The following is a 15,797-nucleotide window of genomic DNA, read 5'->3' as shown; positions in this document are numbered from 1 at the left end:
AAGAGGTAACGGGTTTTTTCTTATCTCCACTTGTTGGGATAATGATGATCTTAGGATAATTTTCCTTGATTGACTTATAGATAAAACTGCTATACAACTAAATAAGTTAATAAGGAAAGATTGTGAATACAAGACCTCGCTCATTAAGATCAATTCAAAATTGGTGGCGCTTTATTTAAGCGGCACCTAGTCCTATTTATCTTTGATTTATATAAATAACACTATTGCCGCCAGAGCGCGGTGATGTTGTTTATGGCATTTCTCTGGCGGTATTTATCCCAACTAAGGAAATGCAATGAACAAATATCTCACTGAAAATAAATCGATAGTTTTAACAGGGGATCGGATCACTGGACCTTTACATCTTGGTCATTATATTGGCTCTCTTCAGCAACGTGTCGAATTTCAGAATAAAGCGACACAATATATCTTAATGGCTGATATGCAAGGGTTAACCGATAATGGCTCAACACCTGAAAAGGTCAGTAAATTTCTTTTTGATGTGGTGGCTGATTATTTAGCTGTTGGTATTGATCCGAAACTTTCCACATTATGCTTACAATCCGCACTACCGGCTTTATCAGAACTGACTATGCTGTATTTAAATATTGTCACAGTATCTCGCTTAGAGCGTAATCCAACAGTAAAACATGAGATTTTGCAAAAAAATCTTTCTCGTTCATTGCCGGCGGGATTTTTAACCTATCCTGTCAGTCAAGCGGCGGATATTACTGCATTTAGTGCAGATATTGTGCCCGCAGGAGAAGATCAATTGCCTATGATTGAGCAAACCAATGAAATCGTCACCAAAATAAATAGCTTAATAGGACAACCCGTATTGACAAGCTGTAAGGTCGTGGTAGGGCAAGTCGGTCGTTTACCCGGTACAGATGGTAGTGGGAAAATGTCTAAATCCTTAGGTAATACGATTAATTTATCATCCACAGCCGATGAAATTAAAAAAGCGGTTTATTCGATGTATACCGATCCGCAACATATTGATGTTGCATCACCAGGTCATATTGAAGGTAATGTGGTGTTCACCTATTTAGATGCTTTTTGCCAAGATAAAGCCATGGTGACAGCAATGAAGGCTCATTACCAAAGAGGAGGACTTGGTGATATGAAATGCAAAGCTATGCTTAATGATATCTTACAAGAGCTTCTGCAACCAATACGTGAAAAAAGAGCGCAACTTATTAATGATAAAGCTTATTTATTACAAGTGATCAAAGAAGGGAGCGATAAAGCGAAAGAAGTGACTCAACAAAAGCTTGATGAAGTAAAACGTGGTCTAGGATTATTGATCTTGTGAGCTATTGTATTTAAAAAAGCTAACATTAGGCTTAACGGTGAATATCAGTAAGCCTAGTGTTAGCACTATTCACTTTTTCATTCACTTTTCCTAAAGCGATCACCAGCCCATCACCGACCAATTAAAAACACGCCCTAAGATTTTTACTTCTTCTAAGGTTGATTCTTCATCAGGATAATCAATCGTATTATAGCTACGAATAATGATTTTATTATTGGGTAAGCGGTGCAAGATTTTAACTCTTAACAAGTCACCTTGCTGAATAGCGTAAATACCACCATCAATAATCTTAGTATGCCCTGTACTGATGGTTACAATGGAGCTGTCAGGAATAACCGGTGACATACTGTCGCCATGCACTTTAAAAGCAACAGCATCACTTGGCTGTACACCATATTGATTAAATGTAGAACGAGAGAATCTCAATAATTCCACCTTTTGATTATCAGTGGTACAACTGCCAAAACCTGCAGCCAATTCAATTGTTGAATAAAAAGGGATCTCCACTTCATCTCGCTCTATAGGAGTACTATTATCCCAATCATTAACAGGCATTATTTCATTAACAGAAATGCCATCATTTTTCTTGGCGCCTCTGCCATATTCTAACCATTCAGCTCGAACATCTAGCCACTGACTTAAGGCTAAAATATTTGTTGAGTCAGGAACGGATTCACCATTTAACCATTTCCAGACAGCAGGCGCACTGACTTTTATTCCTTGTTTAGCCAATGCCTCTGTAATTCTTTTACCTAACCCTCTACCCGCAATCCCGGAGTCTAAGCAGGCTTCTTGTAGTCTTTTTGTGAATGCTAACTTATAGTCATTTTTAACCACTAGTTAATTTCCTTTTCTATCTTGACGTGACTTTAGTTACATACTAGCATTAACTAACAGTTAATAAAAGTATGTTAAATATGGTTTGTTAACTAAATTAACCATAACGGATAGGTTGAGTATAAAATAGCATTGAGTGCATCAATACGCTAATGGTGATTTAAGCAGGCATGTAAGTGCCCCTAACTTGTTGTGGGATATGGATAAGCAAATAAGTCGTGACAGTAAATCAAAGGGAATATTGTATGAGATTAGCTGACTTACCTAAGTATTTTTCTCCAAAAAGTGTTGTATTAAGTGATGTTAGGACGCCTAAAGCTGTTGATTCATTATCCATTACGGATGTAATGGCTTCAATAAGCTTAGCGACACGTAAAGGGCGAATGGGAATAGAGCTATTTTTAGCTAAGCACCACATTAACCGTCCCGAAGAAGCGATAGAAAGCCTGTATCAATGTGCATTAACTCAAGTTAACCAATATAAGATGATTGATAAGTTAGCTGAACATGATAAAGCTAAAGTTTTACATATTATCGCTGAATATGCTTTTCAGGATTATGCCAGAAGTGCAGCCAGCAAGAGAGCATGTCCTGATTGTGATGATGGCTTTATCGAAGTTGAAGTTTTTACCGCCAAATGCCATGGTCGAAAAACAACCCTGCAGGTTACTCAAAATGCCAAACCTCATCTAAAAACAACCTCATCAAATAAAGCTTCTTTTCGAGAGGTAAGGGAAGTAACACGCGTTATTTGCCCTACATGCAAAGGTAAAGCGGAAATTCGTTTAGCATGCCGTTGCCATGGACGAGGAAAAATTATTGATAAAAAACAGACTGAATTACAAGGAGTTGCCGTATTTAAACCTTGTCGCCAATGTGCTGGACGCGGTTATCCTCGCCTTAAGTTCAGCGAAGTCTTACAACAATTGCAACATGTGGTGAGTATTTCAAAAACGGCTGCTTATAGTCATTATAAACCGCTATTCGATTTTTTAGTGGCGGAATGCTTTAAAGAAGAGTCTTTATCAGATAAATTTCTACAAGAAGTTACTGTAAAATAATAATTTTCTATTTTTATTTATTTTCATGAAAAAATATTGTTGACTTAAAGGAAAAATAAGCATACTATAACTCCATAGTGAGAGATTTGTATCTAACAAGCTCTCAGCAAAATCTAAGAAGCCTCACTTTTGAAGTGGGGCTTTTTTGTTTTCAATATTTATCACTATCACACTGACCACTATATAAGCTTGGCGAGTTAATCGATCTCACTGCCAATAGGTTTATGTTATGGCATTTTTTATACTACGCTTTTATCTACATTTATTAGATAAATAAAACCGTCAATATATTCATATTAGCCTTGTGCTTAAAATTAGATATGAAGAATGAATATATTATTAATGACATTTCCTCTGATTGGAGGTAAGCCATAAGAAATAATGAAAGAAAATCCAGATCTATGGGAACAAATATGCATTGTTCTTTATTCAATGAAAGAGCAAGGTATATCAGCCTTACTCGCTGGGGGAATGGCTATTCTTCGAAGTTTATATAACGCAGGAGGATGGAAAAAAACTTTTTTAGATGGACTGATGTGTGCAATGTTTGCTTGGTTTATCAAAGATATTTTCCTTTTATTTAGTATTAATCATCAATTTGCTTACTTAGCCAGTGTCTTTATTGGTTATGTAGGCATTGAACCTGTAAGCAAACTTCTTATAAGGAAAAATAGGAGTTAAAAATGGCTAAAATAGCGCGGGGTGAACGTAATAATAACCCAGGTAATATACGCCATGGTGCAAAATGGCAAGGATTGGCAAGCACGCAAACAGATAAAGATTTTTGTCAATTTATTTCACCAGAATATGGCATCAGAGCAATTTATAAATTAATTCAAACCTATCAAAATAAATATGGTTTAAATACAATTAAATCTATTATTTATCGCTATGCACCACCTAATGAGAATAATACATTAGGTTATATTGAGCGCGTATCAAAAGAAATAGGGATTGAAAGTAATAAACCTATTGATACCCAAATAAAAAATGTTTGTATATCTTTATCTATAGCCATTATTAATATTGAACTGGGTTATCAACCCTATGCCAAAAAAGTATTTGAAGATGCTTGGTTGTTATTATGAACTATCTTACAAAAATCATAATAATCATTATGTTATGTTTAATTGCTGGACTTTTTTGGGTTATTGATAGAAATAAAATATTAAAACAAAAATATGTGAAAATTAATGAAACACTGACGCAACAGATTGTAGAAAACAAAAACTATCAATTAAGAATAAAGCAATTATATCAAATGGATACTCAACGTTTACAGGAGTTAGCCAGTGCCAAGAGTGAAATTAACCGGTTGCGTAGTTATGCTGAGCGTGATCCTGAGCGGGTGTACATCAGAGCCAGTTGTGCAAAAAACGACGCCAATTCCACCCCCCGCGTGGATGATGCAACCCGCGCCAGACCTACTGACGCCGCTATCCGAAATTATTGGATACTCAGAGAAAGAATTGCTCAGTCAGAGTCCATCATCTTAGGTCTACAAGATTATATTCGCCAAGAGTGTATTAATTAAAGTGATTAAAAAGGAGTGTAAAATAAAGGAGATGAAATGAATGATAATGATATTAATAAAGCTATTCGAGAGCAATTAATAAAACAATTAATAAAAACAGATATCAATGCTGAAGTTATTACAGGATATCAACCGGAAGAAATCACTGATAATAATATTATTATGTTTTTTCCTATTAAGGAGGTGAGCCAAGGTTGGCAGAAAAGAAGTTATGATGTTCAAGGTAATAATGCCAATCACACTGAACAACAACTTGTTGAGTTAACTTATCAAGTTCAGAGCTTTACTAAAAAACAATCTGATTTTACTGCAGGTGATTTAATTAGAACAACGCGAATGATCATTCATTCGCTGCCTTTTATTGAATCAATGAGAAAAAAAGGAATAGGAATACAACGTGCGACAGAAATTAGGCGTGCGCCAATAATTAATGAAGGAAATAGCTATGAACATAATCCTTCATTTGATTTTAATGTCACTTTTCCCTGCTCATTATCTCTAAACACTGCAGCTACACATTTACTTATATCTAATCTATCTCGTATTTAAGGATAAATATGTCTATTAAACAAACACGCTATGTTGATATTGCGAGTGCGGTGATTGGTGCCTCTACTGCACCAATGCGTAAACTGACCGCACGTATTTTTTCAACAAACCCTAAAATTCCAGCAGGGAAAGTACTCGAATTTACTTCTGGTCAAGTTGATGAGTTTCTGGGGGCTGATTCTCCAGAAGCGCAATTTGCCCGCCAATATTTTAGTTATGTGAGTCCGGCTCCCGTCAGCAAGCCTAAAGAGCTACAAATTGCCTCTTATGAGCCAATGGGGCGAGCGCCAACACTCTTTGGTGGGCCGGTTGCCACACTGGATAAATTAAAGCTGATTGAAGAGGGTGAGTTAACGCTGGTGATTGGCGATGTGACCAAAAAAATCAGCAAGCTCTCTCTTCAAGACGTGACGTCCTATAGTGATATTGCATCTGTAATTCAAGCAAAACTCAATGCTGAAAGTGAGCCACAATTTGCCAGTTGTTATGTGACTTTTAATGCTATGGATAGTGCTTTCTTAATCAGCGGCGGTGTGCAAGAAAAAGCGCAGATTAGCGTCAACAACTCACCTCTTGCTGATGCCTTAGGGTTAAGTCAGGGACAAACTTCTGAGGGTAATGCATCACAGACTGCCCTTGAAGCCTTTATGGCTGCAGAAGCTATTTCTGACTCATTTGGTAGTGCAACATTTTTAACCGAACTATCTATTGAGCAAAGTGTTGAACTGGCTGAATACGTAGCAGGTGAAAATGTCAAATACCAACTTTATTTATCGGTGCCAGATCAACAAGCTGAAATGTACAGCAAGGCATTAATGAATACCGCATCGACAGGGTTGAATTTAAAAACCGAGGAAAACTTTTTTGTGCAAGCGTTGCCTATGGCAATTATGGCAGCAACAGATTTTGAGCGTACTAATGCCACCACAAATTACATGTATCGACAATTTGGTATTACATTCCCATCGCAAGTTACCACAGATATGGCGGCCGATCGCTTAGATAAATTGCGCGTGAACTATTATGGTGAAACGGCGGTATCTGGCTCTGAGATCAGCTTCTATCAACGTGGCTTTTTATGTGGTAATGGTGCTAATCCAGTAGATATGAGCGTACATGCCAATGAGCAATGGTTAAAAGCGTATATTGCACAGCAGTGGCTTAGTTTACTACTGTCAACACGCGGTATTCCTGCGAATAAAGATGGTGAAGCAAGAGCGATGATGATCATTGCTGGGGCAGTAACCAAGGCATTAAATAACGGCACTATTCAAACGGGTAAGGCATTAACAGAAGTACAAAAAATCGCAATTACAGATGCGGCAGGTGATGATTTAGCGTGGCACGATGTACAAAACAAAGGTTATTGGTACAACGCTGAAATCGTTGAACAAACAGGGCCAGGGAATTTACCGGAATACACCATGAAATATGTATTGATTTACGGTAAAGGCGATTGGGTTCGTAAAGTTGAAGGCTCACATAATTTAGTTTAAGGAATAAACAATGAACGATATTTCAGCAACAGGCTTAAGCCTTATTATTCAAGCAAGTAAAACATTTCCAGCGGGTATTCCGATCACCACCTTTTCTGATGAAGGTGATCCTTTAGATTTACCGACAGTTAATATTACACAAACAGCGGTAGATATTAATGGTAATTTGGTCAGTTGGTCTTCACCAACACCTCAAACGGTCACCATTAATGTGTTAGCGGGAAGTGAAGAAGACGAAAATCTAGCTATTTTGTTTGATGCTAATACTGCAAGACGGGGACGACGTCCTGCCAGTGATGTGATTACTTTAGTCGCTTCTTATGGAGATGGCTCTATTACCACGGCACGTAATGGACGTATTACTGGCGGTTGCCGAGGTAATTCAGTCGCAGGGGTAGGGCGTCTTAAATCTAAGCAGTACACTTTTATTTTCCAAGATTTTGACCGTGTTAGAGCGCGTTAATTATTAATCTTACTTTTTATCATGGCGACTTCGGTCGCCTTTTTTTATGGAGTTTTTATATGTTGATTAAGCCAAAAGAGATCACGGTGATTGATAGTGATCGTCAACAGCATACCTTTATTATTAGCCGGTTACCCGCCACAATTGGACGAGAGATCTTGGCTAAATACCCATTATCAAATGCCCCTAAAATCGGTGATTATGAAGTCAGTAAAGAGGCCATGTTAAAGATGATGGCGTATGTTGCTGTAGAAAAAGAAGGCCAAGAAATTTATTTAAAAACCAGTACATTAATTGATAATCACGTCCCTGATGGGGAAGCGTTAATTCGTCTTGAATTAGAAATGTTAAAGTACAACACCAGTTTTTTCGGCAACGGCGGGAGCCAAAATTTCCTTCAATACCTATTAGGCAAGCTCAGCGGTTCTCTCCCGTCGATTATAAAAACGCTGATGGCTTCTTTGCCGTCATCATCTCAGCCGGCTTCGCCTCTTTCACAGAACTCAAAACAACCATAGATTTAGAGGAAGCTTTTGATCTGTGGGAAATTGCGATTACCAATCGTTATAACGAGGCGCTAGCGGCGTCCAAGGAGAGATAATGTCGCTATTACCCGTATTTAGTCAGGTACTGACGTTAGACGCGGAGGTATCTGATAACGCATTAAATAATATCAGGAAATCGACCAACGAAATTCTTGAGGAAATGAAGAAAATAGAGCAGGGCGCATCAGCAGGTATTAATCGCTTTTTTGCCTTTGTTCAAGAAATAGCCGCCAGTTTTAACGAATTATCACTGGAGCCTGAAATAAACCTTTCGGTGGACAACCAAGAAATTATTCAAGCCTCTGAAACTGTTGAAAATTCGATACAACAAATCGTTAAAACGGCACTTAGTAGTACTCAAGAATTTGATACTTTTTTGCAAAATATCTTAATGGGGCTGACGAGTTTATCGCTTGATGAGCCCATAAATATTGAAATAAATAGTGGTGAAACACAAGAGAAGATCCATTCAATTACGTCAAGCATTGACGCTCTAAAAGATGCGATGTCAGTATTAAATTACACGAGAAATTTGCTTAGCAATGATGTGGATAGTGATGCAAGTCATCTTGCGAATTTAAATGCTGAATATCAGGCAATGGAAGATCAGCTTGCTTCATTAAATAATGAATTAACTTTATTAACTGAGGCAGAAAAGAAAAATAAAGAAAATAAATTAGTTATTGATGAGGTGATTAAAAATCTAGGTGCCGATTACGATCAATTTATCAGCACCATGCAAACCCAAGGTATTAAAGCGGCAATAGAAGAAGCTCAAGCTCAACGTCGATTAAGCAGTAGTGTTGATGAAACCGGGAAAAGTTATCAGCAAACCGTCGATAAAATGAAAGATTTTATCCTAAACGCCATAGGTGCAACGGATATTATGGGGACGTTACAAAAGGTATTTTCTGCGTCACTTGAACGTTCTCAAGAAATCGAATCATTAGATAAACTCAGTAAAAAAATGGGTGTTGCGGCGATTGATATTGACGCTTTTTCAGGGGCGATGGCTGCAATTGGTGGCTCGAAAGAAGCTGCTCAAGCGGATTTAGCCGCTATGGCAACTGCGTTTGATGATATGCAAGATCCCATAGAGCAGCTTTTACAGATCGCTGATAACGTTAAAAATATGAGTTTTGATGATGCCCAAAAAGAGCTGGAAAAATTAGGTGTTGTTGATGATAAAACCATCGAATTAATGATGAAAGGTCGTCAAGAGCTAGAGCGTACGATGGGGGTACAAAAACAATTCTCAGGTATTAACGACGACAGTATTGAAAGTGCGATCCAACTCAATGCCACAATACATAAATTTAGTCAATTAGCGGCACAATTCAAAAATAACTTTTTAGATATGATTATTCCTACGCTGGCAAAAGGCATGGAATGGTTTGATAAATTAGTCGATTTTTGTGTGAAAAATAAAGATATTGTGATTAGCTTTTTCTCCGCCATCGGCGCCGCTGTTGCTATTTATTATTTACCCGTCATGATCTCTGCTGCCGCATCGACACTTGCCATGGCATTACCTATTATTGCTATTGCAACGGTGATTGGTTTATTAGGTGTCGCCTTTAAACTCGTCTATGACGATATTATGAATTTTATTAACGGTAACGATTCCATGATCGGCCGTATATTAGAAAAATACCCAGTATTAAAAAGTGTGATCATGACGATATGGCAGGCATGGCAATCATTCTTTGAATATTTAAAAGAGGCTGTCACTGTTGTTGCTGATTTTGTTATTGCTGCATGGGATCTAATATCTAACTCATTTAACCAATTTATACAGACTCTAGAAATAGGGATTAATAATCTTATTGCTTGGGGGCAATCCATTATTGATATCTTTATTTTTGTTTCTGATTCAGTGGTGAGCCTATTTGAATGGATGTGGGGCTGTGTTGAAAAGATATTGGATTTTGTCGATGAAAAAATCAACCTAATACAAGATATATGGCAATCAGCCAAAAGCTTTTTCGGTATGGACGACGAAGAAAAAGAAATTCGTGTGGTGCAAAAGGTAGAGCGGCGATTAACAAATGAGGGTGAGCTTGACTATATCTTGCCACAATCTCAAACAGCGACACGATATTATAGTCCTATGCAGGAGGTTAAATCGTTAAATAACGGATTAGCAATATCGTCAAATAACAGTTTAAACCCGATGACCAGTCAAATGATCAGTAATCAATCAAGTATTAAAAATGAAAGTAATGTGCAAATTGGTGAGATCAAAATTGAAACTCAAGCCACAAATGGTGCGGAGGTGGTTAAAGAAATCAAGAAATCTTATACAGAGCAAGAAGCTAAAAATATATCGCAGAATCACTCTAGTGGCTGGAGGGTGTAATTATGATAACGGAAGTTAGAATTTTTGATTTAGCCTCTTTTACCACATTGTTTGATAGTGTTAACCCAACTCAAGTCACCATAGACGATAGCCACCAAGCGATTACATTTACGGTAGAAAATGGGGAAAGCCGCAGTGACCATGTGGTGATCAACCCCATCAGTATCAGTATCAGCTTATTGTTAACGGGCGATATTGCCAATGCTTATGCCACTATAAAACAGTTATATGACGAAAATACGTTAGTGGGTATTCAAACACGTGTTAGTACCTATCAACCAATGCTATTAGAAAGTCTTAGCCATGATGAAGATCCGTCAAAAGTAGACGCTATTGAGTTAAAACTGAAGTTTATTGAATGGAAAAGCATTGAGCCTGAATACAATAAAAAATCAGCTAAATCGACTAAAAAACCTAAGCAATCCTCAACGATTAATCGAGGAAATGTGAAAAGTAAAAAATCCATACCAATAGGAAAAAAACAGGGCTAGGAGGTAGAAAAAATGCAAGAAATACCATTACAAGCCATTCCTAATCAACGATTTTCTGTAGCAATAGCCGGTGTGAATTGGCAATTAACGCTTAAAGTGGCTAATCAAACCATGTTTTGTGATATCGAGCGAGAAGGTGAAATACTTATTACAGGAATGCGCCTTGTTGCTAATACACCGATAATTCCTTATCGCTATTTAAATCAGGGAATTAATTTAATGTTTTTAACAGAGCATGATGCATTACCTTGGTATGAGGAATTTACCAAGACGCAATCATTAGTGTATTGGAGTGAGGAAGATGGATCTTCGACGAATAAGGCTCGGAATTGAAGTCGGAGAACGGCTTCAATGGTATGAAGGATTACGTATTTCAGCCAGTGGAACAAAGTATGCCAATCCATTACAAAATGAATGTAATGTCACTATCTCAGGGCTAAATGCACAAACAAGAGATTATCTGCTGACAGAAACCAGTCCCTATAATAACAATAAGCAAACGCGACGACTCTATTTGGAGGTCGGCCGAGTTAATACCGGATTACTCTCTTTATTTATTGGCGATATTGTCAGTGCTGAAATAGATTCACCTCCTGATGTGACGTTAACTTTATCGGCAAAAACCAGTCATCAAAGCGCGGGAAAAATTATTTCTTCCAGTGGCGGCACAATGCGCAGGCTGAGTGAAATAGCCTTGGCTATTGCTGATGATTGTGGGGTGAAACTAGATTTTCAAGCTACCGATAAGAATATTGCTAATTGGTATTATTGTGGCTCAGCATTGCATCAAATAGAACGTTTACAGGAAGCTGGGGACGTTAAAGCCTTTATTGATGATGATACGTTATTTGTAAAAGATGACGACAAAGCACTAAAAAGCCGTTTGCGTATTTTAAATATGAATTCAGGCATGATTGGCATTCCCAAAGCGACAGAAAGTGGGTTAACCGTAAGTTACTTGATTGATAGCACCTCTGAGCTTGGTGGAATGCTTCGCCTTGAGAGTAAATTAAACCCTTCATTAAATGGTGATTACATCATTGAGCAATTGGCGTTTAGTGTTGCCTCACATGAGGCTGATTTCAACTATACCGCAATTTGTAAACGAGCTTAATTATGAGTAAACCCAATAACGATATTGCGAGTGTTGGTTCACTGGCAGGGGCTTTCTCGTCCGCATTTCGCCATTTGATGATGAATACGGATGATATGTTGCCCGCAACAGTCATTGATTATGATGAAAAAAGCAATCGAGCCGTGATCAAACCACTGGTGATGATGTTAACCACGGATAATCAAACTATTTCACGAGCACCCGTTGCAAATATTCCCGTATTTCGCTTTGGTGGCGGAGGTTTTTTTATTAGAGCACCGATTAAAGCGGGAGATTTTGGTTGGTTAAAAGCTAATGATCGTGATATTAGCCTTATTTTTCAACGCGGTGGTCTAGAGGATAGACCTAATACCACCCGATTACATACCTTTAGTGATGCGATGTTTTTTCCTGACACCTTAAAAGGTTGGGTGATCGACGGAAAAAATATTGATGCTTTGGTTATTCAGTCAATGGATGGTTCTGTCTGCTTTTCTCTTCATAACGATAAAGTTGTACTGGAAACCCCCAAGTATGAAATCAATGCCCGAGAAACGATATTTACCGGCAATGTCACAGTAAATGGTAATTATGCGGTAAATGGAAATAGTGATTCTCAAGGGGGCGTGATGCGTCACAACGGGAAAGATATCGGTTCAACCCATCGTCATAGTGGCGTACAAGCAGGCAAAGATAACACAGGGAGTCCAATATGAGGACATTTGCTATAAACCAGCATAATGATCTGGTGATTGATGCTAAAGGTGATCTGCAAATTTGTGATAACGATGAAGCAGTAAAAAACCTTTGTCAGCATTTTATTAAAGCAGTTCGTGGTGAGATGTTGCATAAAAAAGATAAAGGTATTCCTTATTGGTCAGCAACATTTAGCCGTCAAGTTGATATTCCTTTATTTGAAATGGCTTTTCGACAACGTCTGGCTGAAATCGAGGAAGTTGTGGCTATCAGCCATTTTAATGCCTTTTTAGATAATGGCGTACTGAAATATCAGGCGGATATACGCACGATATATGGAGGATTTACATTACATGGCTGATTATCGATATATTAATAATAAAGGCGTTATTGTTCCTGATACGGCAGCGCTACGAAAGGAGGTAGAAGACGAATTTCGCACTGTCTTTGGGCAATCAATCAATTTATCGCCAGAAACGCCCCAAGGGGTTTTGGCAACAATGGAAATTGAAAATCGCGATGCCATTGTGCGTAATAATGCCGAACTTGCTAATCAAATTAATCCCGATATTGCTGGGGGGATTTTTCTTGATGCAATATGGGCGTTAATGGGAGGAGAGCGTATTAATGCCACACACTCCTATTTAAGTAATGTGGAATTTATGGGAGTGCCCGGCACCATTATCCCTAAAGGTTCACAAGCCCTAACGATAAATGGCGCAGTATTTGAAACATTAACCTCTCTTATTATCGCAGACACTGGAAAAATAACTGGGGATATGCGCGCTAAAGAGTACGGGCCTATCACTTGTGGTATTGGGCAATTAAATAAAGTGGCAAGTTCGGTATTAGGCTGGGAAAAAGTCAATAATACCACGCACGCTATTATTGGCCGTTATGCAGAATCTGATATTAAAGCTAGGCGTCGGCGTAAACAGACTCTCGCTAAAAATACCATCAGTGTTGCCCAAGCTATTACATCGTCCCTCTATGAATTAGCAGGGGTTAACTCTCTCTCTTTTCGAGAAAACTTCACTGATAAAACATTAACTATCGATGGTATTTCCTTATTGCCACATAGCATTTATGTCTGTGTTGAAGGGGGAGACAGCCATGAAATTGCCAATGTTTTATTAAGAACGAAAACAATAGGTGCGGCGTTTAATGGTGATATTGAAATAAATCTCTTAGAGCCAGCAAGCGGTCAAGCATATCCGATTAAATTTTCACGACCCAAAGAAGTGACGATTTTTTGCAAAGTTACCGTTAAAAAATCCTCTTTTGATGCACAAACCATTATTCCTGATGCACTAGAAAAATGGAGTCATGGAGAGATAGAGGGGGATAATGGGCTGGTGGTAGGGAGAGATGTCTCTCCTTTTGAGATCTCCGCTGCCGTCAATGCTGTGGAGCCACATTTATTTGTCACAAAAGTGGAGTTATCAACAGATGGAAAAAATTGGCATGTAGCATTAATTACCATTGCCATTAATCAAATTGCCCGCTTACCTAAAGGGGCGATACAAGTGGTGATGGTATGAATATTCAACAGTTTGATTATCATTCAGATCTTTTACAAGCGATACTTTGGCAATATGAAAATGCCGATAAATTAAAATCACTGGCTCATTTTAAGGCAGATTATTTTCACCAATCCACCGTGTTATTTTGGCAAAATTGGTATCGCGATATATTTAATATTGATACCGCCAACGACTTTGGGTTAGCAGTCTGGGCGCGTATTTTAGATGTGCCTTTAGGCATTGATATTTCCCCAAGTGAGAAAACAAAAATAGGTTTTGGCTTTGGTAAAAAGAAAGCTAATTTTAACGCAAATTTTCGACGCAATACCGATTACACCTTATCACTGACGTTAGATCAAAAAAGAATGTTGATAAGAATGCGTTATTTTAATCTCACCCAAAGTCCGACGGTCACCAATATTAATCAATTTTTAAAACGTTTTTTCTGGCGAGGTGAAAGTAAAGTATTTGTACTTGATCCCTTTGATATGACGTATATGTATTACGTTTTTAATTTTAATCCCGATGAACGCTTACGTTTATTATTAGAAAACTTCGATTTAATGCCACGTCCTTCTGGCGTAGGCGTCAAATATCGCATCATAACTAAAAAAGCATTTGGTTATGGTTCATATCGTAAAAATTTCTTAAAAAGTAATTTCGGAGAATAAATCCTATGACTAAAATATTTAAAATCCCCTTTGCCACGCAAGGGGATAAAACAGTTGTGCCTGTAGAGATCCAAACAGATGGCTCAGTATCTTATACTCAAGGTTACGGTTATGATTATGAGCGTGACCAAGTCACTGATCCGGCGGCAAAAGATATTGAACGTGAAAAAATGAACAGCCTATTTCACGATATCACCGAGTCTATTGGTGAAATGCAATTACAAGGTTTTGCTAAATGGTCAGAAGCGGGCAAGCCCTATGCCATTCGTAGTGTGGTTTATCATAACAATAAGGTATGGCAGTCTAAAATTGAGAATAATAATATTGAGCCTATTGCCGGTAATGCATGGGCTGAGTTAAAAGCTGATATCACCGCGAATGAAGTGGGCGCTTATAACAAAGCCGAGGCTGATAAGCGTTTTCAGCCGGTGGGTAAATATCAAGTGGAAGGTTATAGCTATGCAAAAGCGGAATCAGATACTAAATATCAACCCAAAGGCAATTATGCTCCTGCGGGAAATTATGCGAATAAAGGCGATAGCTATACCAAAGCAGAATCTGATGGGAAATATCAATCTAAAGGCAATTATCAAGCTTCAGGAGATTATGCCACTAATACCAATTTAAAAAATGAGCTTAATAAAAAATTTGATAAGGGTAATATTTCTCAAGCGACCGGAACCTCAACGGCTCATGTTATTAGCCAAAAAGCCGCTACTGATGCTTTTCAGCCAAAAGGGAATTATCAACCCAAAGGCAATTATGCATTAGTGGGTGCATCCTATACGAAAACGGAATCTGATAATAAATATCAACCTAAAGGCAATTATTTAGCGACAGGTTATAGTTATTCTAAATCAGAGTCAGATGGAAAGTATCAGCCAAAAGGAAAAGGATTGTTAGGAAACAATCAAAAATGGATAGATGTAACTAAGGAACGTAAAATTGGAGAGGTTTACACCAATAATTCAGAAGGACCTATTTATGTTCTTATATGGTCTGATGGCCGTGCAGTTGAATTTAAATTAGATGGTATTTTAATTAAAGGGTATAGCAGTTTGGATAATTGTAGTTTTGTTGTTCCTAAAGGGGGAACTTATCAACTTTTAAATGGAAGAATGGGAACTTGGATGGAGTTAAGATAATTATACTTATAAAGTAAAT

Annotated in this window: 19 protein-coding genes; 18 read left to right on the top strand and 1 reads right to left on the bottom strand. The window is 37.9% G+C overall.

Annotated features, from left to right (window positions below):
* The first annotated feature begins 295 nt into the window (after positions 1-295).
* A complete protein-coding gene (gene trpS / locus AACQ49_RS17620; protein ID WP_036907807.1) occupies positions 296-1,315 on the top strand; it encodes a tryptophan--tRNA ligase in 1,020 nt (339 codons plus the stop codon).
* Positions 1,316-1,414: 99 nt separating this feature from the next.
* On the opposite strand, the gene AACQ49_RS17615 is transcribed toward trpS, so the two are convergent.
* Positions 1,415-2,152 carry a LexA family transcriptional regulator gene (locus AACQ49_RS17615; RefSeq protein WP_004248370.1) on the bottom strand — a complete coding sequence of 246 codons (738 nt, stop codon included), beginning with the start codon at positions 2,150-2,152 and terminating at the stop codon, positions 1,415-1,417.
* A gap of 245 nt (positions 2,153-2,397) precedes the next feature.
* Between AACQ49_RS17615 and AACQ49_RS17610 the strand changes: the two genes are divergently transcribed.
* The 17 genes from AACQ49_RS17610 (at position 2,398) to AACQ49_RS17530 (ending at position 15,778) form a co-directional block, all read left to right on the top strand.
* The gene (locus AACQ49_RS17610) at positions 2,398-3,213 is read left to right on the top strand and encodes an antitermination protein Q (protein ID WP_161769413.1); all 816 of its coding nucleotides are present in this window, start codon (positions 2,398-2,400) and stop codon (positions 3,211-3,213) included.
* Between the two features lie 381 nt (positions 3,214-3,594).
* Entirely contained in the window at positions 3,595-3,894 is a 300-nt protein-coding gene (locus AACQ49_RS17605) for a phage holin, lambda family (protein WP_161779196.1), read from the top strand.
* Between the two features lie 2 nt (positions 3,895-3,896).
* Entirely contained in the window at positions 3,897-4,301 is a 405-nt protein-coding gene (locus tag AACQ49_RS17600) for a hypothetical protein (protein WP_004243635.1), read from the top strand.
* Entirely contained in the window at positions 4,298-4,747 is a 450-nt protein-coding gene (locus AACQ49_RS17595) for a lysis system i-spanin subunit Rz (protein ID WP_062814249.1), read from the top strand. Before AACQ49_RS17600 ends, AACQ49_RS17595 begins: the two co-directional genes overlap by 4 nt.
* A 36-nt stretch (positions 4,748-4,783) precedes the next feature.
* Positions 4,784-5,296, top strand: a complete 513-nt coding sequence (locus AACQ49_RS17590; RefSeq protein ID WP_012368090.1) for a phage gateway protein — start codon at positions 4,784-4,786, stop codon at positions 5,294-5,296.
* 8 nt (positions 5,297-5,304) lie between these two features.
* Entirely contained in the window at positions 5,305-6,792 is a 1,488-nt protein-coding gene (locus AACQ49_RS17585; protein ID WP_161779195.1) for a DUF3383 domain-containing protein, read from the top strand.
* Between the two features lie 10 nt (positions 6,793-6,802).
* Positions 6,803-7,255 (top strand): phage tail fiber protein, encoded by a 453-nt coding sequence (locus AACQ49_RS17580; RefSeq protein ID WP_004243628.1) that lies wholly within the window; start codon positions 6,803-6,805, stop codon positions 7,253-7,255.
* 59 nt (positions 7,256-7,314) lie between these two features.
* Positions 7,315-7,773 carry a hypothetical protein gene (locus tag AACQ49_RS17575; protein WP_004243627.1) on the top strand — a complete coding sequence of 153 codons (459 nt, stop codon included), beginning with the start codon at positions 7,315-7,317 and terminating at the stop codon, positions 7,771-7,773.
* Positions 7,774-7,855: 82 nt separating this feature from the next.
* Positions 7,856-10,159: a hypothetical protein gene (locus AACQ49_RS17570; RefSeq protein ID WP_036895254.1), complete on the top strand. Its 2,304-nt coding sequence runs from the start codon at positions 7,856-7,858 to the stop codon at positions 10,157-10,159.
* Between the two features lie 2 nt (positions 10,160-10,161).
* Positions 10,162-10,650, top strand: coding sequence for a phage baseplate protein (locus tag AACQ49_RS17565; protein ID WP_036895252.1), 489 nt, complete (start codon positions 10,162-10,164; stop codon positions 10,648-10,650).
* 12 nt (positions 10,651-10,662) lie between these two features.
* Positions 10,663-10,983: a phage baseplate plug family protein gene (locus AACQ49_RS17560; protein WP_004243623.1), complete on the top strand. Its 321-nt coding sequence runs from the start codon at positions 10,663-10,665 to the stop codon at positions 10,981-10,983.
* A complete protein-coding gene (locus AACQ49_RS17555; RefSeq protein WP_004243622.1) occupies positions 10,952-11,764 on the top strand; it encodes a baseplate hub protein in 813 nt (270 codons plus the stop codon). The genes AACQ49_RS17560 and AACQ49_RS17555 overlap by 32 nt, the downstream gene beginning before the upstream one ends.
* Before the next feature lie 2 nt (positions 11,765-11,766).
* The gene (locus AACQ49_RS17550) at positions 11,767-12,459 is read left to right on the top strand and encodes a Gp138 family membrane-puncturing spike protein (protein ID WP_004243621.1); all 693 of its coding nucleotides are present in this window, start codon (positions 11,767-11,769) and stop codon (positions 12,457-12,459) included.
* Positions 12,456-12,800, top strand: coding sequence for a hypothetical protein (locus AACQ49_RS17545; RefSeq protein ID WP_004243617.1), 345 nt, complete (start codon positions 12,456-12,458; stop codon positions 12,798-12,800). Before AACQ49_RS17550 ends, AACQ49_RS17545 begins: the two co-directional genes overlap by 4 nt.
* Positions 12,793-13,980, top strand: coding sequence for a baseplate J/gp47 family protein (locus AACQ49_RS17540; protein ID WP_115286834.1), 1,188 nt, complete (start codon positions 12,793-12,795; stop codon positions 13,978-13,980). The genes AACQ49_RS17545 and AACQ49_RS17540 overlap by 8 nt, the downstream gene beginning before the upstream one ends.
* Entirely contained in the window at positions 13,977-14,633 is a 657-nt protein-coding gene (locus AACQ49_RS17535; protein WP_004243615.1) for a DUF2612 domain-containing protein, read from the top strand. The genes AACQ49_RS17540 and AACQ49_RS17535 overlap by 4 nt, the downstream gene beginning before the upstream one ends.
* A gap of 5 nt (positions 14,634-14,638) precedes the next feature.
* Positions 14,639-15,778, top strand: a complete 1,140-nt coding sequence (locus tag AACQ49_RS17530; RefSeq protein WP_161779194.1) for a hypothetical protein — start codon at positions 14,639-14,641, stop codon at positions 15,776-15,778.
* The last annotated feature ends 19 nt before the right edge of the window (positions 15,779-15,797 follow it).

The sequence above is a fragment of the Proteus sp. G2675 genome, from assembly GCF_963886535.1.
GTDB classification, from domain to species: Bacteria; Pseudomonadota; Gammaproteobacteria; order Enterobacterales; family Enterobacteriaceae; genus Proteus; species Proteus mirabilis.
The sequence above is the reverse complement of the archived record's forward strand: the minus strand, read 5'-3'. Positions and strand labels throughout refer to the sequence as shown.